The sequence below is a fragment of the Malaciobacter pacificus genome (assembly GCF_004214795.1).
Taxonomy (GTDB): domain Bacteria; phylum Campylobacterota; class Campylobacteria; order Campylobacterales; family Arcobacteraceae; genus Malaciobacter_A; species Malaciobacter_A pacificus.
This window is the reverse complement of sequence record NZ_CP035928.1, coordinates 594,758-617,145: the sequence shown is the minus strand read 5'-3', so window position 1 is coordinate 617,145 and position 22,388 is coordinate 594,758. Positions and strand designations below refer to the sequence as shown.

Genomic DNA, 22,388 nt, shown 5'->3' with positions numbered 1-22,388 from the left:
CTATCTTCATACTAAATTGTTAACCAAACATATTTGTTTGATTATGGAAATACTTCTGCAAAATTCTAGATAATTGCAAAAAACAAGTACTTCAAAAATCAAACATTAGCAAGTAAAAATACTTGCTATGTTCTTTTAAAATATATTGTTAATAAATTATTGTCTATTTTTAAAACTACTTCCTCTTTAAGTTATCCTTTATAAAAAGGCTTTTTCTTTGTGCAATAATAACTAAAAAAAACTATTTATTAATAAAACTAAATTCTAATCATCATTTTTAATTTCACTCAATGACTTTATCACATCTACCCCATATTTTGCCCTAACTTTTTGAAGCTGATTTGTTAACTCTCTTTTTTTTAGATTATCTTCATATTCAAAGAGATTATAGGTATATTCATTTATTTTTGCAAAATTGGTAACACTAATCATAAGCTGAACTACTCCATGACTTGGATGGTTATCATTTTCTTCAAAAAGCTTTGCCATATGTTTTTTAAAATCAAGTTCATTAAAAATTGTATTTACATTTATATAATTTTTTGATTTTATTCTTGATTCATATTTTATCTTTATATGATAACTTAGTGGATTTACATTTGCTTTTTTAACTAAAAAACAAAGATACCTAGAAAGAATAATTACCCTTCTTCTTAACTCTTCTCTATCATATAATACATCAAAGGTTCGCCCTATTCCTATAGATTTTTTTTCTCTAAAAGTAGTAAGCTTATTATCCCTTATTCCACAAATACGGTTATATAAATCAATACCTGGTTTTTTCCATGAATAAAAAAGCTTTTGATTATTTTTCACATCACCAAGTGTTCGTATTCCATATCCTTTTAATCTTGATTGAAAACCTTTTCCAATACCAGGGAACTCTTCAATTGGGATATTTTTTATAAAATTTGCAATATGGTCACGACTCACATACTTAACACCATCTGGTTTTGCATATTCTGTGATAAGTTTGGAAAGATACTTTGTATTAGCTATTCCTATTGAAACAGGCAGTTTTAACTCTTTTTGTATTTTTCTCTTTAGCTTATAAGCAAACTCTACAATCTCATCCTCATCAATATATCCAGTAACATCTCCAAAAAATTCATCGATTGAAAACTGTTCTACAAGTGGTATTTCTTTTATTAGTAATTCTTTTAATTTATTTGATAAGTCATGGTATAAAGGATAGTTTGGTGCTAACATTTTTAAATGAGGACATAATTTTAATGCCTCATTTACGCTCATTGCTGTTTTAACTCCATATGCTCTTGCCTCATAAGAAGATGTAGTTACAATACCTCTGATTTTTCCATTCTCATCAACAAAGTAATCTTTGAAGCTTTTCATACCCTCATTTGTAAGAATAGTACTTACAAAAGCTCCACTATTAGAAGATATTTTTCTAACCTCTTTTTTAGAAGAAAATATATTAAGATTACTTCGTCCTCCAACAGCAACTGGAATATGAAACAAACTATCATCTAAGGTTCTATGAGCAGAAACAAAAAAGCAATCTAAATCTAAGTGCAAAAACATAAAGCTATTTTACACTATTTTATCTCAAATTACAATATTATTACATATTGAAATATTTTATTTTGTATATTTTTGTAGTAGTTTTTCTAATTCATCTAGATTAATTGGCTTACTTAAATAATCATTCATTCCCAAGGAAATGAACTTTTCCCTATCTCCTTTTATTGCATTAGCAGTTAAAGCAACTACTGGAATAGGATTTAAGCTTTGATTCTCTTCATATTCTCTAATCTCATAAAAAGCCTCAATTCCATTCATTATTGGCATATTTATATCCATTAAAATTAAGTCAAAATCTTCATGATATTTTTTATAAATATCAATTACATCTTGGCCATTTATAGCAAGTTTATAATCAACTCCTAGTTCTTCAAACACAATATCAATTAATTGTTGATTTGCACTATTATCCTCAGCTATTAAGATTTTACCTTTTATAATCTGTTCATCAGTTTTAATTTTTTGCTCCTTTTCTTTTATTTCTACTTTATCACTCTGGCAAACTTCTACATTCAAAATGAATTTAAAAGTAGTTCCATGATTAATCTTACTTTTAATTTGAAATTCTGAATCTAATTTTTCTAAGATATTTCTACAAATACTTAGACCTAAACCTGTACCTGTATGATGTTTATTTTCAATATTTTCAAGTTGTATAAAAGGATTAAAAATTGTTTGTAATTTATCATTTGGTATACCAATTCCAGTATCACTAACTTCAAACTCTATTGAAACCTTTGAAGAGTCTTCATCTACTAAATTAACAAAAAAACTAATGTTTTTTGATTCTGGGGTAAATTTTATAGCATTGCTTAAAAGATTTAGTAAAACTTGTTTTAATCTTAAACCATCTGTTAATATATATTTTGGAATTTTACTATCATATTTATAATCAAACTTCAGTTGTTTTTTCTCAATTTTATTTGATAATAAATCAACTACTTCATTACAAACTTCATTTATATTAGTTTGTGACATTGATATATCAAAGTTTCCACTTTCAATTTTAGAAAAATCAAGTATATCATTAATTATTGTTAATAATGAATTTGCACTTGATTCGATAATTGATGCACTTTTAATATTTTTATCACCTATAGTTTTATCATTTACTAAAAATTGAGAAAAACCTATAATAGAATTTAAAGGTGTTCTTATTTCATGAGACATATTAGCTAAAAAGTCTGATTTAACTTTATCTGCTTTTTTAGCTTTTTCTAAAGCTTTTTGCAAAGACTTAGTTCTTTTCTCAACTAAAGCTTCAAGGTCTTGATTTATTTTCCAAAGTTCTAAACTTTTTTCTTCAAGAAGTCTCTCACTCTCTTTTCTAGCTTTTCTTTCTCTTTCAAAACGAGCCTGCCAAGGATTTTTCTCTTCCATCTTTTTAACTTTTCTTTATATTAAATTGAACCTCATAAGGCTCTTGACTAATTGTTTTATAACTTATATCTAAATTTTCATTGAAATATTCTCCACAAGCTATCATCAAACCATGGGCAAAAGATTCTAACCTTTTTTCTGATTTATATACTAATACCATACTATTCTCATCTTTAGAAACTGTTTGGAAAGTAGGTAAATCAACATCGGGATAAAGCTTTTTTACTTCCACATGAACTAATTGTTCTACACTATCAATAAACTCTAAAGCTCCTCCAACTTTTTGTATATCTTTATTATAAAGTTTTACTAAAACACTAAATAAATGTTTTCCAAAAATAAAAAGTAACTCATTTGGCTTTTTAGCTGTAATCTCAGATAAAGCCCCTAGCAATTTTAACATTTGAGAAAAAGGATAATTACCACCTTGAGTAAAGGCTCCATCATTTTCTAACTTTGCTTTTTCTATCATCTTATCAGCTACGTCAAAACCTAAAGCATCCTCAACAAACTCAATTAATTCTGTAAAAACTATACCTTTCATACTCTATCTCCTATCTATAAATAATTTGATAATTTCTCTTTAATATTCTTAAATAAACTCTGTTTTTCACTAGTTGTTGTTTTTTCAGATTCTAACTCTTGCAAGAAATTACAAATATCATCTAATGCAACATTTAAACAAGAATTTTTTATATAATGAGCTTTTTCTTTAATATTTACTTCATCATTAGATTCAATAAATTTCTCTAATTCAAAAATATCTTTTTTAATATCTTTTTCAAATTTTTCTATTATCTTAATAGCAATTTTTTCACTTACACTCAAAGTTTTACAAACCTTCTGCACTTCTATTTTATTATTAACAACCTCTTTTTCAATCTTAGTAAAAACTAAATACTTATTTAAAACTCTTAATAACTCTTTTGTATTTATAGGTTTGCTTAAATAATCATTCATCCCTAACTCTAAGAATTTTTCTCTGTCTCCTTTTATTGCATTTGCTGTTAGGGCACAAATAGGAGTTTGTTTTTTATTTATACTAGATTCATACTCTCTAATTTTATTAAAAGACTCAACCCCATCCATAATAGGCATATTTATATCCATAAAAATTAAATCATAGCTATTTTGTTTGTATGTTTCTAATGCTTCAAGACCATTGTTTACTATAGTAAACTCTATTTCCATATTTTCTAAAATTGCTTTGATTAATTCTTGGTTAGCTAAATTATCTTCTGCTATTAAAAGTTTTCCATTAAAACTATTATTTTCACTTACAATAATAGTCTCTTTTTTTATATTATCATTTTTTAATTCTTGTAATGTATCACTACTAGTACAAAAATCTAAATTTAAATCAAACCAAAATTTAGTTCCCTCTCCTACTACACTATTAACTTCAAGTTTTGATTCAAATAGATTAACTATATGAGAACTAATTGATAAACCTAAGCCTGTTCCTTGATAGTTTTTAGTTGCTTCATTATCCGCTTGAATAAATGCCTCAAAGATATTTTTTAACTTACTTTCTGGAATTCCGATTCCTGTGTCTTCTATTTCAAATCTAAGAGAAACTTTTTGAGATAATTCATCTTTTTTAAGTAACTCTACATTAAATTTAATATTTCCATAATCCTGAGTAAATTTAATAGCATTACTTAAAATATTTGAGATTACTTGTTTTATTCTTATATCATCACAATAAACACATGAAGGAATATTATTATCCATATAGAAAAAGAGCCTAATGTTTTTTTCTAAAGCCCTACTTGAAAATAGTTCAACTAACTCTTCATTCAACTTAAAAAGATTAACTTTCTCTTTTGATATATTAAAATTCCCACTTTTTATTTTTGAAATATCTAAAATATCATTAATAATAGAAAGCAAACCATGGGCACTTGATTCAATTAAACTTACTTGTTTAATAGTTTTTTCATCTAGATTTTTATTATTAACTAAAACTTTTGAAAAACCAATAATAGCATTAAGTGGTGTTCTTATTTCATGGGACATATTAGCAAGAAAAATTGATTTTGCTTCATTTGCATCTTTTGCTTCTTTCAATGCTTCATTTAATTCATCAGTTCTTTGATTAATTTTCTTTGCCATTAAATTAAAAGAGTTTTCAAGTTCACCAATTTCATCATTACTATTTACTTTTATTTTATAATCAAACTCATTATTTGAAAATTTATGTGTACCTTTTAATAGATTTTTAATTTTACTACTTATGAAATTTGACATTAATATAGCTATAAATATTACTAATATTATCATGATAAATGTTACTATAAAAAGTTCATTTTTAATTAATTCAATAAAATCTTCTACTTCCTTTGAATTTATTTCTATATTCTCTTTCATTAAAGCTGTTTGCTCTTCTAAAACCTCTTGTACTTTTCTTTTTGTATTATTTGCAGCCATATGAAATTCATCTACATTAGCTCCAATTGTAACAAATCCAAAACCTCTTTTACTGTTAGCATAATCCCCAGTATAATATGGAATAGCAGCAGCTGTTACAAGTTTCCAAACTCCACTCCAAAAGATTACAAAAGAACCATAACCTCCATTTTCTGTTAATTGCATCCACCCTTCACATTGAGGAGCAAAATTTAAATATCTACAATCTAAACCAATATTACCATCATCTTTAAGCTGTTTTATATTTGGTTTTTTCTTTAATGTTTGATTTTCAAAAGTTGGATAACTCTTCAAAAATTCATTTATCTCTAAATTTGAAGCATAGAATTTATCAGCTACATCTTTACTAAGCCATGGCATCTCTCTTTTTCCAGTTTTTGAGTTAAATCCAGAAATAAAATAGTCTCTTGGGTGAGAGATACTTCTTCCAACACTATCCCACATAAAAGCATAATTACCTAAACTTGCATCTGAAATATCTTGTAATGCATCTTTACTAGTAGGATTTGAAGTATCAGTAAACTGCATAATGTGTTCATGGTCTAGTGCTAAAGAGACATATCCAACTTTTATATTATCTTTGAAAACAGGAGTAACAAATCTAACAATACCTTCAAATTTTTTACCTAGTGGATTTTCTTTTCCTGCATATGCATGATCTTCAGGTTTAAATTCTATATTTGCTTTTTTTGCTTTTTCTTTCGTAAAAGTTCCAATTACTTTAGAGCTAACATACTCTCCAATAACTTCTGAAACGTAGATTTCACCTTTTTTGAGTTTAGAAATTCTATTAAAATAGTTTTCAGAGTTTATATATGTATTTTTTCTATTTGAAATATCTAAAAGTTCTTTATTTATATTTGATATTTTATATTTTTCCATACCAACTAAATCAAAAAAAGTTACCTCTTTATAAATTGGAATACTTTTCTTTGAAAAAATAAATGGGTCTGTATAATTAAACTCCTCTTGATTATCTTTTAAAACTAAGATTTTATTTTTTCGCTCCTCTTTTTGTATGTCAAAACTATTTATCCAAGAAGAGCTTTTATCATTATACATATATTGATTATGAATTAAAATATCTCTATTTTTACTTTCAAAAAACTCTTTTAATATTTTCTCATTTAAATCTATTTTTGATAAAAATAGTATATCTCTGTCCCTTTCATATAAAAAATCTGCAACTTTATTTGCTATTTCATAAGAGATCCTCTCTAGTGATACTTTTGATTTTTCATCTAAATTTTTGATACTATCTTCAATTGATGCATCTGCTGTTTTTAAAATAATTTCTTTGTTTGTATTAAACTGATATTTTGTACTCTCTTCAATATATGTTTGAAGTTTTGTAATTCCTATGTAAACTATAGTTAAGATTAGAATTAAAGGTAATATTTTAATTAAAATAAACAAGAGAATTAGTTTTAATTTTATTGATAAGTTTTTCATTTTGTGCTCACATAGTTTAAAAAATTATTTTATATAGTATTTAACTTTTAAATATTTTTATATTACTATAAAATAGTATTTTTGTAAATATATATTTATTATTAATTAAAAATAACTTGTGTTAAATCAATTTTTGATAAAATCTAAAAAATAAAAGGATATAAAATAGCTACTTGTAAAAATTGTAAAAGAGAAATTGAAGCTAAAAAGAGACAATGTCCATACTGTGGGATATTAAACCCCACTGTTACCTTAAAAGATATATTTATAAGTATGGCAATTGTTTTAATTATAATGAGTATTGTAACTATTATAGTAAATATGTAACAATTATCTTTTATCTAAACTATATTTTCCAGCACCTAAAAAGAAAATTGTAATTGAAGTTGTAATATAAAACATTTGTAACTCAATAGCCCATGCTCCATATTTATTTAAAGCTAAAATACTATCAGAATAGAAAAATAGAATAAATCCCATTGTTCCAATAATCAAAATAGAAGCTAATTTAACTCTATACCCAATTAATAACATAATTGGTGCTAGAATTTCACCTAAATATACTCCATAAGCAACAAAAGTTGGTAGACCATTACTTTCTACTGTACTAATAATTCCATCAAGTCCGCTTTGTAGTTTTGCTACTCCATGAAATAACATTAGTATAGCAACAGCAAATCTTAATACTAATTTTCCTAAATCTTCATTTGTATATGTACAAATACTATTTAAATTCATTTTCGACCTTTTTAAAAATTTAAAAATGAATTTTATCCCAATATTTTTAATGAAAGATTAACATATTAAATTATTTTGTTATCTTCTAATAATCGCGTATAAAAAACCCACCCCTAGTCCTATAAAGTGTGCATACCAAGCAATAGGAAGTCCAATAAGTAGGGGTGCAACACTTATTAATAAAACCCAAGTAATAATCCCACTTCTTTGAGCCTTATCAAGATATGCTACATATCCTAAAAGTGCACATATAGCTCCTGATGCTCCTACTAAATTTACTTGGTGGTCTAAATAATAGATATATCCATAAGAAAGAATTGATGTGGTAATCCCACAAATAAAATATAAAGCTAAAAACTCTTTTGTTCCCTTATATCTCTCTATTAAATTACCAAATTGCCATAAAACAAACATATTCATAGCCAAGTGTGCTATTCCACCGTGAGCAAAAATAGTGCTTAAAGGTTGCCACCAAAAATCATATACACTAAAGTATAGATTTAATCCTAAAAATAATGACCCTTGAGGTATATTAATTTGAATAATATACATCAACACTGTAATAGCAACTAGCACATTTGTTGCTGTATAATTATTTGTTGTTCTAAAGTTTCTTAACATGATTTTTGTATACCTTTATTGTACAATCTATTCTTGATTCTATCTCTTTTTTATTAAAAATTAAAAAATCAGTGTAATACCTAAATATCTCAACATTTCCTGCTCTAAAAGAGGTTTGGATTGAACCACTACAAAGTTTACAATCCTTTGATTTTTTATTTGGGTCTTTTCTATCATTTTCAATCAATTCATAATTTATTGTTAGATATTTTGATATATCATCTTTTGGAGATTTTGAGATAGCTTTTATGTAGTAATTATTAACTTCATCAAGTTTTATAAACTCCTCAATAATACTATCAGAATATTGAGCTTTTATATATCCACCATCAAGTTTATAAAAACCTTTGTTTAAAGCTTTCATTGATTCATTTAAGAGTTTTTGATTAAATACTTTTAATGTAAAAAAGCTTTCATCTTGACAAGCAAGTGGCGTGACAATCTCTTTTGTAGGTTCAGGGTCAGAAAAATACTTTGTATATAAAGTAATTGTAACTGAGATTATAATTATCGAAGCAAGAGTAAAAAAGTTGTTTACTATTAAACTCTGCCTCATTCCTCTTCTCATTACAGAACTAATGCCTCTTTTAATACATCTTCGATAACGTCAACAGGCTTAATTTCCATAGCATCTTTAACCTCATCAGGAATTTCATCTAAATCTCTTTCAAAGTTCTTTCTAGGAATTAATGCTTTTTTCATTTTTGCTTTATATGCAGCAATTAACTTCTCTTTTAATCCACCAATTGGTAAAACTTTTCCAGATAGTGTTAACTCACCAGTCATTGCAACATCAGATTTAATAGCTTTTTCGCTTAAAACTGAAGCAATAGTTAAAGCCATAGTAATACCTGCACTTGGACCATCTTTTGGAGTTGCACCTTCTGGAATATGTAAGTGAATATCATATCTTTTATAAACTTCACTTGGATTAACTATAATTTTTTCTTCTTCCTCTTTTGGAAACTTTGGAATAATTTCATTATCAATTAATAATGCTCCATTATCAATTAAAACTTTTACAACAGAGTAAGAGATTCTTGAAGACTCTTTCATAACTTCACCAAGATTACCAGTTACAGATAAAATACCCTTACCTTTTAACTTAATAGCTTCAGTTTTTAAAACATCTCCACCAACTGAAGTCCATGCTAATCCATTTGCAATACCAATAGAGTTTTTCTTATCAGCTGGGTCAATTTCAAATATTGGATTATCTAAATACTCTTTGATATTTTTAGTATTTATTGATACTTTTTTAATAGAATCATCCATTAAGATTTGTCTTACAACTTTTCTAAATAGTTTTGCAAACACACGTCTTAGATTTCTAACTCCTGCTTCTCTTGTATATTTAGAGATGATTAAATCAATAGTAGTTTTACTTAAAGCAACTTCACTTCTCTTTAATCCATGTTTTTCTAACTCTTGAGGAATTAAATAATCTTTAGCAATATGATACTTCTCATTTGGTGTATAAGAAGAGATTTCAATAAACTCCATTCTATCTCTTAGGGGTGCTGGAATTCTTCTTACATCATTTGCTGTTGATACAAATATAATTTGAGATAAATCAATTGGGAAATTTAAATATAAATCTCTAAACTCATGATTTTGCTCAGGGTCTAAAATCTCTAACATAACAGCTGTTGGGTCACCTCTGTGGTTTGCTCCAAGTTTATCAATTTCATCTAAAACCATTACAGGATTCATCTTTTTAGCATCGATTAATCCTTTTACAAGTCGTCCAGGCATCGCTCCAACATATGTTCTTCTATGACCTCTTAATTCATTTACATCTTCCATACCACCAAGAGCAACTCTAACTAGCGGTCTTTGTAAGGCTTTTGAAATAGAGTTAGCAAGTGAAGTTTTACCAACACCAGGAGGTCCTACAAAACATAAAACAGTCCCTTTTGATTTTAAATCTTCTAAATTTCTTTGCTCTAACATCTGTTTAACTGCAAAGTATTCTGAAATTCTCTCTTTTGGTTTTTTTAAAGAGTAGTGATCTTTATTTAATTGCTCTTCTACAGCAGCTACTGAGATTTTTTCATCAGCATATTGTCCAAATGGTATATCTAAAACTTGTTCAACATAAGTTTGAAGTAATGATGCATCAGGAGAATCTGGGTTCATTCTACTTAATTTTTCAATTTGTTTTTTAGTCTCTTTGTACCCTTCTTTATCCATAAACTTCTTGATTTTTTTAAGTCTCTTTTTGTACGACTTAATCTCTTCATCTTTTTGATTATCAGCACCAAGCTCTTTTTGAATAGCTTTAATTTGCTCTTTTAAGAAGTAATCTTTATGAGTTTTTTCAATTTTAGAATTTACTTTTTGAGTAATCTCTTTTTGAATTTTAAAAGACTCAATCTCTTTTTTAATTACTTCAATAATATCTAAAAGTCTTTGCTCAACACTTGTTTGAGAAAATAGTTTATAAGCTTCATCTTTTTTAACTTTTAAAACTGATGATATTAAATCTGCAATTCTTGTTGCATCATCATTCTCTTCAATTGTCTTAATTAAATCTGCTGGAAACTTTGTATTTAATTTTGAAAGTTTTTTTACATTTTCAATTAATACATCAATTACAGATTTGATAGATTCATCACTTGATACTTCATTTTCTAAAATGTCAACTTTTGCAAATAGTGGTTGTTCAATTGCAAAATCATTTATTCTACCTTTAGCTAATCCTTGAAAAAGTACTTTTATTTTACCATCAGGTAAAGATACTTTTCTCATAATATTTCCAATAACTCCCACATCATAGAAAGAGTCTTCTTCTCTTTTATCTTCTTTCCCTTGTTTTGACACTGCAACCACAACTAAAGTGTTGTGTTCCATTGCATACTCCACTGCTTTTATATTTTCTTGATTACTTAAAAAAAGCGGAGCAATCATAAAAGGATATAAAAATATTTCATCCTCTATTATTAATGGTATTGTTTGAGGAAATTCATCATAATTTTCTAATTCCATCTATCTTACACTCCTAAAAATTGTTTATATTTATTCAAAAATTGATCTATACCAAGGAACATCAACTTCTACAATCTCATTTGGATTAACCCATGATTGTTTTACTTTTTCATTGTAAATTTCTGAAGCTTTTTCTTTACCTGTTCTTTCGTATAAATCTGCTATTTCTTTATCCATAGCTGCCTTAGCCATATAAAGTCTTGCATTAATAGTATCAACTAAAGGCATATATGGAGAAGTTTTATATTTTGCTTTAAATTCATTAATTTCAACTATTGTATTTTCAATTAATTCTTGGTCTCTATTTTGATATTTAAACCCTAAAAAGTTTGCTTTGATTTTCAAATATCTAACATAGTCAATATTTTTACTTAATCCAAATCTTTTAATATATTCATCTAAATAAAAATTTGCTAATGCATACTCTTCCTCATCCATATGAGCATTAACCAAAATTAATAAAGATGTTGGAATAAAAGGAGAATTTCTATGCTCACTTTCTAGTGATGTGTATGTATCATCAGCAGAATCCAAATCACCAGTTGATATTTGTGTTAACATTTTGTTGTACCAATACATTGCTGGTTTATTATACTCTTGAATTTCATTTTTACTTGAACACGCTGTAAAAAATAGTGCTGCACAAACAACCAATAGTATATCTCTAAACTTAAAGACTTTATTCATAAAAACATCCTTTGTAAAAAAAAAATATTTTAGCTAATTGTAGCTTATGTTTTATTTGCTATAATCATAAAAAATAATTATTATCATAATAAAAAAGGTTACTAAATGAAACTAACTTTAATTGGAAATGGTACTATGGCTCAATCTTTAGCAAAAGGACTAGTTGCCAACCATGAAGTAGAAATAATAGGAAGGAATATAAATAAATTAAAAGAAGTTCAAAAAACAATTCCTCAAATTTCTATAAAAGAATTAGATGATGTTGAAGATATCACAGGGAAAAATATACTTTTTTGTGTAAAGCCATATGTACTTCAAACTGTATCTGCAAGACTTAGTGGAAAAGCAAATATACTATTTTCAATTTTAGCTGGAACTACTTTGGATTCTTTAAAAAAGCATATCGAAGCTAAATATTATGTTAGAACAATGCCAAATGTGGCTGCATCAGTTCTAAAATCAATGACAACTTTAACAGGGGATGAAGAGGTTAAAAATGAAGCATTAGAAATTTTTACATCAATTGGCCAAACACTTTGGTTAGAGAGTGAAAAGCAACTTGATATTGCAACAGCAGTAGCTGGAAGTGGACCTGCATTTTTAGCTTTAATTGCAGAAGGGTTAACTGATGGGGCTGTTAGAGCTGGACTTCCAAGAGATTTAAGCTCAAAACTTGTTCAAGGATTATTTACTGGTACTTCAACTTTACTTGAAACACAACATCCTGCACTTATTAAAGATTCAGTTATGAGTCCAGGTGGAACAACAGCAGTTGGCTATGGTGTCTTAGAAAAAAATGGTGTGAGAAATGCTATGATGGATACAATAGAGCAAACATATAATAAAGCACAAGAGCTTGGAAAAAAATAGTTTTACTCTTTTTGAAACACTTCTAAGTATTACATTACTAATTTTAATAGTAAGTGGGTTTTTAAACTCATCTTACTATGACCAAACAAATCATCAAAACTTTATGCTTTTAAACTCTATAGAAAATAAATTTGATATTAAAGACTACTCTGGATTACAAAAATCTTCAAAAAACTTAAAAATTACAATAAACGACACAGAAGTTGAGTTTTTGACTGTCAAAAAATATGTTTTTGAAAATGAAGATATAAAGATATTAAAATATGAAAAATAGTTTTACTCTTTTTGAAATAATATTATCCATAATTATAAGTTCATTAGTAATTATCTACTCCCTAGCTTACTCAAAAGAGTTATTAGAAACAAATAAAAAAGCTTATGAATTAGAAGTTAAAAAAACAAATTTATTAAGTACTAAAGTATTTTTACAAAAACATAAAAAAGATATCTCCAAACTTAGCTATAAAAATAGTAATTTATATTTTGATAATAATTTATTATTGGAAAATATAAAAAACTTTAATTTAAATATTGTGGATAACATAATTTTTATAGAAATAAATTTAGATAATACAATAAAACAAAAATGGAGTTTTTAAGATGAAAAAATCATTTACTCTTTTAATCACACTTTTGTTAGTTTCTTTATTTTCATATTTACTTATTTATATTATGCAAACAAAATCTATACAAATAAAAAATATTCAAAACCAATATTTATACATACAAGCAAAAAATCACATGAGTTTTTTTAAAGAGTATTTAAAAACTAAGGATTTGACAAACATAAACACAATAAAAATTGATGATAATGTTTTTGATATATTTGCAAGTGTTAATGAAGATAAAATAGATATTTATGTGAAAGCTAAATCACATAATATATCTATTTATGAAGAATTAGCTAAATAATTACATCTAAAACTTTTTTAGCTAAATTCAATGCTTTTGTTCTATGAGAAAAATCTTTTTTTATTTCATATCCAAGTTCTCCTAAAGTTTTATCAAAACCATTAGCTATAAACATTGGGTCATATCCAAAACCTCCATCTCCTCTTTGCTCATTTATTACATTTCCATTCATCCAACCATGAACACTATAAGGGTGTCCTTTATAAACAATTGCTATGCAAGCAGTATAAAAAGCAGGTGTTTTTGTCAATTTTTTCTCATTTAATTTAGAAATTAATTTTTTATTATTTTCTAAATCACTAGCATTCTCACCTGCATATCTAGCAGAATAAATTCCAGGTTCATTATTTAAAGCTGGCACTGTTAATCCACTATCATCTGAAATTACTACAATATCTTTATAACCATTTTTAATTAATTCATCATAGATTTCAACAGCTTTTTTTACTGCATTTCCTTGAAAGCTATCTTTATCTTCAACAACTTCAATATCTCCTAAAAGTTCCTTAAAAGCGATTACCTCATCATTAGGCATTAATTTTTTAAACTCTTCAATTTTGCCTTTATTACCTGTTGCTAAAATTATTTTCACTTATATCCTTTTCAAGCCATACTTAACTATTTTTTAACTATAATCTCGACAAATTATATTATGTTTAGGATTATAAATGATTAAATCAGTTTTACCTCTAAGTTTAATTATTGCGCTTAGATTTTTAGGTTTATTTTTAGTTTTACCAGTGATATCAGTTTATGCATTAAATTTACAAGGAGCAACACCAACACTTGTAGGGATCGTTGTTGGAGGATATGCATTAACTCAAATGATATTCCAAGTTCCTTTTGGAATTATGAGTGATAAATTAGGAAGAAAAGGTACTATTGTTACAGGACTTATTATTTTTGCTATTGGTTCATTAATTTGTGCACTTTCAACAGATATTTACACACTTATGCTTGGTAGATTACTGCAAGGTGCTGGAGCTATTGGGGCAGTTGTAACTGCAACTATTAGTGACTTAGTTAAAGAAGAGCAAAGACCAAAAGCTATGGCTATGATGGGAATGTTTATTGGTATTTCATTTGCTGTTTCAATGTTAGCAGGACCACTTGTAGGTGCTTATTTAGGAGTTGAATCTTTATTTGTTATTACTATGGTTTTAGCATTGGCTTCAATTTTTATTATTCTTAAAAAAGTTCCAAATCCACCAAAGATTACTCACACATACAACGCAAAACCTGATTTTGGACAAGTTTTAGGGAATACAAATCTAATTAAAATGAATATCACAAACTTTTTACAAAAGGGTTTAATGACATTTGCATTTATGATTATTCCAATTACTCTAACAAAAGCATACGAGTGGGATATGACAGAGCTTTGGAAAGTTTATCTACCGGCTATGATTTTAGGTTTTCTTGCTATGGCTCCAGCTGCTATATTAGCTGAGAAAAAAGGAAAATTCAAAGAGATTTTAATTATTGGTATTGCACTTTTTGCAATTTCATATTTAATTATTGGATTTAGTACAGGAAGTACAGCTTTCATTATTGGTGTAGCAATTTTCTTCATAGGTTTTAATATGCACGAACCAATTATGCAATCACTTGCTACAAAATTTGCAAAAGTTCACCAAAGAGGATTAGTATTAGGTTTCTTTAACTCATTTGGTTATTTAGGTACATTCTTAGGTGGTTTAATTGGTGGAGCATTTTACCAAGATGTATCAATGTCTACATTAGTTATTACAATTGCTATAATTTGTATTTTATGGGCAATTTTAATTTTTACTATGCCAAATCCAGCTAAGAAAAAATTTGTTTACTTATCACTTGAAGAGTATCATTTAGAAAATAGTGTTAATCTATCTTCAAATGAGGCTATTGATGAGTGGTATTTAAATAATACTGAAAATGTAATCGCTATTAAATATGATGGTGATAAAATTAGTGAAGATGAAATAAAGAGTTTGTTAAAATAATAAATAATAAACAATAAAAATTAGGAGAGATGGTTTGAATAAAGTCTTACTAAAATCAATTCTTATCATCTCTGTTATTACCATTGGAATAGTTGCATCTAGTAACTTTACTTTAACTTCTGAAAAACTCTCTAAAATTGAAAAAAAATATGGCTCTAGTGCTAAAATAAGAGTTGAACTTTGGGATTCTATGATGGAGTCTTCTAAAAACGAAAAAATTCTAAATAAACTAAAAAATGTAAATGATTTTTTTAATAAAATTAAATATAAATCAGATTTATCCCATTGGAAGAAAAAAGATTATTGGGCTACACCATTTGAATTTATGGGAACAGGAGCTGGTGATTGTGAAGATTATGCTATTGCAAAATATTTTAGCTTACGAGAGCTTGGAGTGCCTGATGAAAAATTGCGTATCACATATGTTACATATAAACGCACAAACTCTAAGTATGAACAAGCTCATATGGTATTAACTTATTATCATAAACCAGGTGCAACTCCTGTTGTTTTAGATAATATTAACAAAACACTAAAATTAGCAACAAAAAGACCAGATTTAAAACCAGTATATAGTTTTAATGCAACAGGACTTTGGCAAGCTAAAAATAGAGGTTCTGTAAAAGTTGGAAGTAATAATCTTAGGTCTTGGAAAGACCTTATGAGTAGATTTTAAAAAAGGAATTAATAATGTCTTTATCAAAACAGCTTTATATTATCATTTCGATAATATTTTTTATGATTTTTGCAGGTAATTTTTTAATAAGTATTAAAAACACTAAAGAGTATTTAGTTAGTGAATCAATCACAAAAGCACAAGATACAGCAACTTCTTTAGGAATGAGTTTAAAGAATATTATTAAAGATAAAACAAACCCCGAAATCGAAACTATAATAAAATCAATTGCTAATAGTGGATTTTATAAAGAGATAAGACTAGAAAACTCTCTATTTACATTTAGTGAGAGTGATTTAATTATTGCCTCAAATGATTTAGACAATTCTATTTGGAAAATCTCAAATTTAAAAACTCCTAATGAATATGGTAAAATAGAAAAGATTACTAGTGATTTAGAGATGAACCAAGAACTTTTAGCCCTTGAAAATCCAGATTATCATGAAGAACCTGTAAGTGAAATAGATGAAAGTACTTATAGTTTTATTCCATCAGAAAAATATATAAATGGTGGAGAAATACCTTTTTCTTTTAGAGCAACTAATGAAAAAGGATTAAAGGTTGATTCTACAGTAATTTTAAATATAGATAAAATATTAGTTCAAGTAAAAAGAGATGAAAAATTTGACTATGTACCAAGTTGGTTTATAAATTTAATATCCTTAAGTCTTCCAGAACAATATAGTGAAATAAATGATGGCTGGCAAAAAACAGCTGTTATTTATGTAAGTGCTAATGCAGGTGAAGCATATGCAAAACTTTATAATCAAGTAAAAACAGCAACTATATATTCTTTTATAGCCTTTCTTATTTCAATTGCTATATTATTTGTTTTTGTACAATATTTATTAAAACCATTAAAAAAACTTGAAAAACTTGCAAATAATATTGCACAAGGTAAATTCACTCAAATTGAAGAATTACCTTTTACTACTGAAATAAAAGCTGTTTCAATAGCATTTAATGATATGAGTCTAAAAATTGAAAATATGATTGATAAATTAAATAGAAATCTATCTAAAATAACAAAGAAATTATCAAAAGATGAATTAACTTCTCTTCCTTTAAAACAAAACTTTGAAACAGATATGAAAGATCTATTTATAAATAAACTTGAGGGTTATGTACTAATTATCAGACTCTTTGAACTATCAAGTTTTGCAAAATCTCATACAAATAAAGAGATAAATGAGTACATAAAAGCATTTGCTAATATTTTAAAAGAGACTCAACTTGAAGATAAAAACAAAGAGAGTAAAGTTTATAGATTTTTTGGATCTGAATTTGCAATTATTGCAAAGAATTTTAATGATGAAGACATAGTAAAATTTATCAAATTACTCCAAAATCAAATAAACAAATTTTCATATGCTTGTAATAAAAAAGATATTATGCATATTGGAGCTTCTAAAATCACACCATTTTGTACAATACCTGAATTACTTCAAAGTGCAACTGAATCTTATGAAAAAGCTACTTTAATTGGTTCAAACGAGGCATTTATCTGTAAAGAGAGTAGCCAATCAAGAACAATGACTCAATGGAAAGATTTAGTATTTGATATTATTGATAATTCCAAATTTGATGTGAGATATATTGGAGATTGCTACTCATTATGTGACTCAACTAAACTTCTTATGCAAGAAGCATTTACTTCAATTAAAGATGATGAAAATAAAGATATCCCTATTGGTACTTTTGTTTCAATTGCAGAAAAATATGAAAAAATTATTGAGTTTGATCAAAAAGTAATTACAAAAGTAATAAATCATATTTTAATAAACAATATAAAACATGAAATTTCAATTAATCTTTCATTAGAATCTATTAATAATACTGCATTTATTGCTTGGCTTGAAAAAACTATTTTAAAACATAAAGATATTTCTAATCAATTAGTATTTTCTGTAACTGCATACGCCGTAGCAAAAGATATAGAAAAATTTAAATTCTTTGTTGATGAAATTCATAAATGTGGCGCTAAAGTAATTATGAAAAGATTTGAAACTAAGTTTATTGCACTTGATTGTTTAAAAAACATTAATCTTGATAGTATAAGATTAGCAAGAGATTATACAAATGGAATTGCAACTGATTTAGCAAAACAAAGCTTTGTAGAATCCATCCAAGATTTAGCAAACTTACTAAATATCAAAGTATATGCAGAAAATGTAAAAGAAGATTGCGATTTTGAAATAATAAAAGAATATAACCTTGATGGTTCAAGTAGGTAGTAAATGTTTGAGAAATTATTAAAGTTTTTTATAGATAACTCTAGGGTTAACTATACTTTATTTGTACTGATTTTTGCAATAGGTATTTGGTCATATACAAAAACACCAAAAGAGATTTTTCCAAGTTTTGAATTAGATATGATATCAATAAAAGGCTCATATACAGGTGCTTCAGTTGATATCTTAGATAAAATGGCAGTTACAGAGATAGAGGATAATTTAAAAAATGTAGACTCTGTTGATACTATGACTACAATCATAAGTCCGGGACGTTTTTCTATTGTTTTAGAATTAAAAAAAGGATTTGATAAGTATCAAGAAAGTGATAAAATCAAAGATATTATTGCTTTAACAAAATCAAATCTTCCAAGCGATATGGATGAACCAACTGTTAAAACTTTAGATAGAACAAGAACATTAGTTGATATTGCAATTACAAGTGAAAAATTAAATCTTGATGACTTAAAACCACTTGCTGATAAAATAAAAAGTCAATTTTTAAATATTAGTGGAATAAATGAGATTAATGTTTTTGGAGATTCAGATAAATATTTTGAAGTTTTACTTGATGATAAAAAGATTGATGCTTTGGGATTAAATAAATCCCAAGTTTTTGATGCAATCTCAACTATTTCATATATTTTTCCAATAGGAAAAATTGAAGATCCAAAGAAACACTACTATATTTCTACATATAATGGGGCTAAAAATGCAGTTGATTTTGGAAATACTTTACTTAGAATATCAAATACAAATGTATATGTAAAAGATATTGCAAAGATAAGTAAGAAGTATGAAGACTCTTCTACTATGTACTCATTAAATGGGAAAAATTCTATTTCACTTCAAGTTGTTCAAGCAAGTAGTGCAGATGCTATAAAAATAGTTGAAGGAATTAAAAAACTTCTACCAAAAATTGCAAAAGAAAACCCAGATATAAATATAGAGATATCTGATGATAACTCTGAGAGAATTGTAGATAGATTAAATATCGTAACTTCAAATATTCTATTTGGAATTATAATGATTACTATTTTAGTAGCAATTTTAATTAATGGAAGAATGTCTTTAATTATTGCAGTTGGTATTCCAACTTCTTTTGTAATTGCAGCTGTTTATATGTACTTATCTGGATATACAATTAATATGATTTCATTAGTTGGAGTTTTAATAGCAATTGGTATTGTAGTTGATGATGCAATTGTAGTTAGTGAAAATATTCAACAACATATAGAAGAGGGGTATCCTCCTAAAGAGGCTGCACTAATGGGTGCAAAGGAGATGGTTCAACCTGTTACAATTGCTTCACTTACTACTTTATTCTCATTCTTACCAATTTTAATGATTAGTGGAACTATGGGTGAGGTTATGAAGCTTATTCCTATTGCATTAAGTGCCCTTGTTGTCGCTTCATTAATTGAATCTTTTATATTTTTACCAATTCATGCAGCCCATACACTTAAAAATAAAGCAAAAGTTACATCGTGGGAAAAAGCAAATGCTATTTACAATAAAATCATTCATTTCTTTATGCATTTTAAAAAGACATTTATAGTTTTATTTGTGATATTAGTTCCTTTTTTAACTTTTTATTTTATAAAAGAATCAAGATTTCAAATGTTCCCTAAATTTGACTCAACAAATATAAAAATTACACTAAAAGCTAATGCTAATACAACTTTAGAAGAGGCATTTGAGATTGTAAAAGGAATTGAAGCAGATATCTTAAAAAATAAAGATGAGTTTTATATAAGAAATATCAACTCAATTGCTGGATATAGAAAAGATTTAGGAGATAACACAGAAAACTTCCCTTATGCTATGTATATGACTATTGAGTTAATGAAAAATAAACCTTCAAATTTTGTTGATAAATTTGTAACCCCAACTCTAAGTTTTTATTATGATGAAGATGGTAGAACTAGAGAGTTAAAATCTCAAGAAATTGCAAGTAAGTTAAAAAAATATTTAGAAAAAAGAGATTATAAAACTCAATATAATCTTGAAGAGATTGCAGTATTAGAAAGAAAAGTAGGCCCAATTAAATCAGATATAAAAATTGGTGTTATAACAGCAGATAATCAAAAAGCAATTCAAGCTGTTGAACTTCTAACAAATGAACTATCACAAATGAATGGAGTTAAATCTGCATCAAATTCATTAAAATTTGGAATTGATGAGATAAAATTAAAAGTAAATGCTTATGGTGAGCAATTAGGACTAAGTGAAGCATTTATTGGAAATTATCTATCAAATCTTTATTTATCAAAGAAAAAAGCAGTCTCTTTTGATGATAAAGAGATGCTTGATATTAAAATCAAATCAAAAGATAAAGATGATTTTGAAAGCTTTAAAAATACAAAAATTCCTCTAAATGATGGAAGCTTTGTAAGTCTACAAAATGTAGTTGATTTAAACTCTATTAGAGCCTTTGAACAGCTAATTAAAGATGATGGAATTAAAAATTTCTATGTATTTGCAAATGTTAATCCAGATGTTCTAACAGCCACTGAAGCAGAACAAAGACTTCAAAAAACTATTGAAAAATTAAAAGAAAATGGTGTAAGTTTTAAATTTAAGGGTGAAGCTGAGAAAAAAGCTGAATTAAAAAGAGATATGCTTTTAGCAACAGCTCTGGCTTTAGTACTTATCATGCTTTCAATGCTTTATTTATTTAACTCATTTAGAGAGACATTTATTGTAATGAGTGTAATTCCTTTCTCTTTACTTGGCGTTCTAATTGGACATCAAATTATGGGTCTTAATTTATCTATGCCTTCAATGATTGGAGCACTTGGACTTGCGGGGGTTGTTATTAATGATGGTATTATTATGATGACTTATCTTAAAAAAGCAAAAACACTAGAAGAAATTTTCCAAAGAGCAACTAAAAGGTTTAGACCAATTATTATTACAACAGTAACAACACTTATTGGTATGAGTACACTGATTTTCTTCCCATCAGGACAAGCTGTTATTTTCCAACCAATTGGTATCGCCCTTGGTTTTGGATTAGCATGGGGAACGATTTTAAATCTAATTTATCTTCCAGTATTATTTACGTTAACTCACAAATTAAGAAAAGATATAGTTAAAAAATAACTATATCTTTTTATAGAATAAACACAAAACTTTTTATTGCTGAGATTCCCATCTCATATGGTTCAATATTTATTTTTCTTAAAATATGCTCTATATTTACAAGCATACTTGAAATTAAAATCTCAAAAGAGAAGTTTGAATGATCAAAAATACTCTCTTGATTGTTTTTAATATATTTTAACTGTTTTATAATATTTAAATCATTTAGGTCACTATTTTCTAGTTCTAGCTGCCAATTATTTTGCCAAGTTTTAAAAAGATATTGATTGTTTTTATCTTTATTTGTTCTAACTTTCCATCTTATAACTTGAAGTGTTTCATAAAGTTTAATCATTGATTTTTTATCATATTGACTTGCAGCAAAAGTATGATTTTTTTGATAAGCAAAAGCTTGATAGATAAGTTTATACATTCCTAAAATTAAAAAATCATTTCTATTTCTAATCTCATTTTCACTAAAAGCGTAGTGTAAATACTCTTCATAAGTTTTTAGTTTTTTATCATTTTCAATGATATTTATATAATCTTGTTTGGACCTAATTTGATGATTAATATTTGAAGCTAGATCTTTATTGCATGAGTATGGATTTCTTAAATCTAATTTCTCTTTATATTTTAAAAGAAGTTTTAAAACTTCGCTTTTATACTCTTCTATTTGTGAAGCAGAATTTGTTTGGGCAATACTTTTTATACTTGATGTTGATACACAAGCTTGAAAACTAAAAATCAAAACAATAAAAAGTAAAACTCTTAATTGTTTTAATTCTTTCATAA

The 22,388-nt window shown here is 26.6% G+C and carries 19 protein-coding genes; 8 read left to right on the top strand and 11 right to left on the bottom strand.

Annotated features, from left to right (window positions below; genetic code table 11):
* Positions 1–264 precede the first annotated feature (264 nt).
* The 9 genes from APAC_RS03120 to APAC_RS03080 all read right to left on the bottom strand — a co-directional run bounded on the left by APAC_RS03120 (position 265) and on the right by APAC_RS03080 (position 11,838).
* Positions 265–1,542 carry a Y-family DNA polymerase gene (locus APAC_RS03120; RefSeq protein ID WP_130232726.1) on the bottom strand — a complete coding sequence of 426 codons (1,278 nt, stop codon included), beginning with the start codon at positions 1,540–1,542 and terminating at the stop codon, positions 265–267.
* Between the two features lie 57 nt (positions 1,543–1,599).
* Positions 1,600–2,922: an ATP-binding protein gene (locus APAC_RS03115; protein ID WP_130232725.1), complete on the bottom strand. Its 1,323-nt coding sequence runs from the start codon at positions 2,920–2,922 to the stop codon at positions 1,600–1,602.
* Positions 2,923–2,926: 4 nt separating this feature from the next.
* Positions 2,927–3,466 carry a heme NO-binding domain-containing protein gene (locus APAC_RS03110; protein WP_130232724.1) on the bottom strand — a complete coding sequence of 180 codons (540 nt, stop codon included), beginning with the start codon at positions 3,464–3,466 and terminating at the stop codon, positions 2,927–2,929.
* A 14-nt stretch (positions 3,467–3,480) separates the two neighbouring features.
* Positions 3,481–6,804: a response regulator gene (locus APAC_RS03105; RefSeq protein WP_170170097.1), complete on the bottom strand. Its 3,324-nt coding sequence runs from the start codon at positions 6,802–6,804 to the stop codon at positions 3,481–3,483.
* Between the two features lie 330 nt (positions 6,805–7,134).
* Positions 7,135–7,542 carry a DoxX family protein gene (locus APAC_RS03100; protein WP_130232723.1) on the bottom strand — a complete coding sequence of 136 codons (408 nt, stop codon included), beginning with the start codon at positions 7,540–7,542 and terminating at the stop codon, positions 7,135–7,137.
* Between the two features lie 78 nt (positions 7,543–7,620).
* The gene (locus APAC_RS03095) at positions 7,621–8,163 is read right to left on the bottom strand and encodes a rhomboid family intramembrane serine protease (RefSeq protein ID WP_130232722.1); all 543 of its coding nucleotides are present in this window, start codon (positions 8,161–8,163) and stop codon (positions 7,621–7,623) included.
* On the bottom strand, positions 8,147–8,719 hold the full coding sequence (locus APAC_RS03090; RefSeq protein WP_150131736.1) for a hypothetical protein: 573 nt from the start codon (positions 8,717–8,719) through the stop codon (positions 8,147–8,149). Before APAC_RS03090 ends, APAC_RS03095 begins: the two co-directional genes overlap by 17 nt.
* An 11-nt stretch (positions 8,720–8,730) precedes the next feature.
* Positions 8,731–11,151 carry an endopeptidase La gene (lon, locus tag APAC_RS03085; RefSeq protein ID WP_130232720.1) on the bottom strand — a complete coding sequence of 807 codons (2,421 nt, stop codon included), beginning with the start codon at positions 11,149–11,151 and terminating at the stop codon, positions 8,731–8,733.
* 30 nt (positions 11,152–11,181) lie between these two features.
* A complete protein-coding gene (locus tag APAC_RS03080) occupies positions 11,182–11,838 on the bottom strand; it encodes an outer membrane protein assembly factor BamD (RefSeq protein ID WP_130232719.1) in 657 nt (218 codons plus the stop codon).
* 105 nt (positions 11,839–11,943) lie between these two features.
* On the opposite strand from APAC_RS03080, the gene APAC_RS03075 reads away from it, so the two are divergent.
* Genes APAC_RS03075 through APAC_RS03060 form a run of 4 tightly spaced genes read left to right on the top strand, consistent with a single transcriptional unit; the run spans position 11,944 to position 13,620 of the window.
* On the top strand, positions 11,944–12,708 hold the full coding sequence (locus tag APAC_RS03075; RefSeq protein ID WP_130232718.1) for a pyrroline-5-carboxylate reductase: 765 nt from the start codon (positions 11,944–11,946) through the stop codon (positions 12,706–12,708).
* Positions 12,695–12,982, top strand: coding sequence for a hypothetical protein (locus tag APAC_RS03070; protein ID WP_130232717.1), 288 nt, complete (start codon positions 12,695–12,697; stop codon positions 12,980–12,982). Before APAC_RS03075 ends, APAC_RS03070 begins: the two co-directional genes overlap by 14 nt.
* Positions 12,972–13,307: a hypothetical protein gene (locus tag APAC_RS03065; RefSeq protein WP_130232716.1), complete on the top strand. Its 336-nt coding sequence runs from the start codon at positions 12,972–12,974 to the stop codon at positions 13,305–13,307. The genes APAC_RS03070 and APAC_RS03065 overlap by 11 nt, the downstream gene beginning before the upstream one ends.
* A gap of 1 nt (position 13,308) precedes the next feature.
* The gene (locus APAC_RS03060) at positions 13,309–13,620 is read left to right on the top strand and encodes a hypothetical protein (protein WP_130232715.1); all 312 of its coding nucleotides are present in this window, start codon (positions 13,309–13,311) and stop codon (positions 13,618–13,620) included.
* Here the strand turns inward: APAC_RS03060 and APAC_RS03055 are convergent.
* A complete protein-coding gene (locus APAC_RS03055) occupies positions 13,613–14,212 on the bottom strand; it encodes a non-canonical purine NTP pyrophosphatase (RefSeq protein WP_130232714.1) in 600 nt (199 codons plus the stop codon). The genes APAC_RS03060 and APAC_RS03055 overlap by 8 nt on opposite strands.
* 76 nt (positions 14,213–14,288) lie before the next feature.
* Here APAC_RS03055 and APAC_RS03050 point away from each other — a divergent pair, with 76 nt between their 5' ends.
* From APAC_RS03050 to APAC_RS03035, 4 genes are read left to right on the top strand one after another with little or no spacing between them, the layout of a single operon-like run.
* Positions 14,289–15,602, top strand: a complete 1,314-nt coding sequence (locus APAC_RS03050; RefSeq protein WP_130232713.1) for an MFS transporter — start codon at positions 14,289–14,291, stop codon at positions 15,600–15,602.
* Between the two features lie 34 nt (positions 15,603–15,636).
* Positions 15,637–16,278 carry a transglutaminase-like cysteine peptidase gene (locus APAC_RS03045; protein WP_130232712.1) on the top strand — a complete coding sequence of 214 codons (642 nt, stop codon included), beginning with the start codon at positions 15,637–15,639 and terminating at the stop codon, positions 16,276–16,278.
* Between the two features lie 14 nt (positions 16,279–16,292).
* Positions 16,293–18,512 (top strand): bifunctional diguanylate cyclase/phosphodiesterase, encoded by a 2,220-nt coding sequence (locus APAC_RS03040; RefSeq protein WP_130232711.1) that lies wholly within the window; start codon positions 16,293–16,295, stop codon positions 18,510–18,512.
* A 3-nt stretch (positions 18,513–18,515) separates the two neighbouring features.
* The gene (locus tag APAC_RS03035; protein WP_130232710.1) at positions 18,516–21,614 is read left to right on the top strand and encodes an efflux RND transporter permease subunit; all 3,099 of its coding nucleotides are present in this window, start codon (positions 18,516–18,518) and stop codon (positions 21,612–21,614) included.
* A gap of 10 nt (positions 21,615–21,624) precedes the next feature.
* On the opposite strand, the gene APAC_RS03030 is transcribed toward APAC_RS03035, so the two are convergent.
* Complete coding sequence (locus APAC_RS03030) at positions 21,625–22,386, bottom strand: hypothetical protein (protein ID WP_130232709.1); 762 nt, start codon at positions 22,384–22,386, stop codon at positions 21,625–21,627.
* Positions 22,387–22,388 lie beyond the last annotated feature (2 nt).

Bases quoted from the DNA above. Each gene is read 5' to 3' on its own strand.
- APAC_RS03120 (WP_130232726.1), bottom strand. From the start codon at position 1,542: ATGTTTTTGCACTTAGATTTAGATTGCTTTTTTGTTTCTGCTCATAGA.
- APAC_RS03115 (WP_130232725.1), bottom strand. From the start codon at position 2,922: ATGGAAGAGAAAAATCCTTGGCAGGCTCGTTTTGAAAGAGAAAGAAAA.
- APAC_RS03110 (WP_130232724.1), bottom strand. From the start codon at position 3,466: ATGAAAGGTATAGTTTTTACAGAATTAATTGAGTTTGTTGAGGATGCT.
- APAC_RS03105 (WP_170170097.1), bottom strand. From the start codon at position 6,804: ATGAAAAACTTATCAATAAAATTAAAACTAATTCTCTTGTTTATTTTA.
- APAC_RS03100 (WP_130232723.1), bottom strand. From the start codon at position 7,542: ATGAATTTAAATAGTATTTGTACATATACAAATGAAGATTTAGGAAAA.
- APAC_RS03095 (WP_130232722.1), bottom strand. From the start codon at position 8,163: ATGTTAAGAAACTTTAGAACAACAAATAATTATACAGCAACAAATGTG.
- APAC_RS03090 (WP_150131736.1), bottom strand. From the start codon at position 8,719: ATGAGGCAGAGTTTAATAGTAAACAACTTTTTTACTCTTGCTTCGATA.
- lon (WP_130232720.1), bottom strand. From the start codon at position 11,151: ATGGAATTAGAAAATTATGATGAATTTCCTCAAACAATACCATTAATA.
- APAC_RS03080 (WP_130232719.1), bottom strand. From the start codon at position 11,838: ATGAATAAAGTCTTTAAGTTTAGAGATATACTATTGGTTGTTTGTGCA.
- APAC_RS03075 (WP_130232718.1), top strand. From the start codon at position 11,944: ATGAAACTAACTTTAATTGGAAATGGTACTATGGCTCAATCTTTAGCA.
- APAC_RS03065 (WP_130232716.1), top strand. From the start codon at position 12,972: ATGAAAAATAGTTTTACTCTTTTTGAAATAATATTATCCATAATTATA.
- APAC_RS03060 (WP_130232715.1), top strand. From the start codon at position 13,309: ATGAAAAAATCATTTACTCTTTTAATCACACTTTTGTTAGTTTCTTTA.
- APAC_RS03050 (WP_130232713.1), top strand. From the start codon at position 14,289: ATGATTAAATCAGTTTTACCTCTAAGTTTAATTATTGCGCTTAGATTT.
- APAC_RS03040 (WP_130232711.1), top strand. From the start codon at position 16,293: ATGTCTTTATCAAAACAGCTTTATATTATCATTTCGATAATATTTTTT.
- APAC_RS03035 (WP_130232710.1), top strand. From the start codon at position 18,516: ATGTTTGAGAAATTATTAAAGTTTTTTATAGATAACTCTAGGGTTAAC.
- APAC_RS03030 (WP_130232709.1), bottom strand. From the start codon at position 22,386: ATGAAAGAATTAAAACAATTAAGAGTTTTACTTTTTATTGTTTTGATT.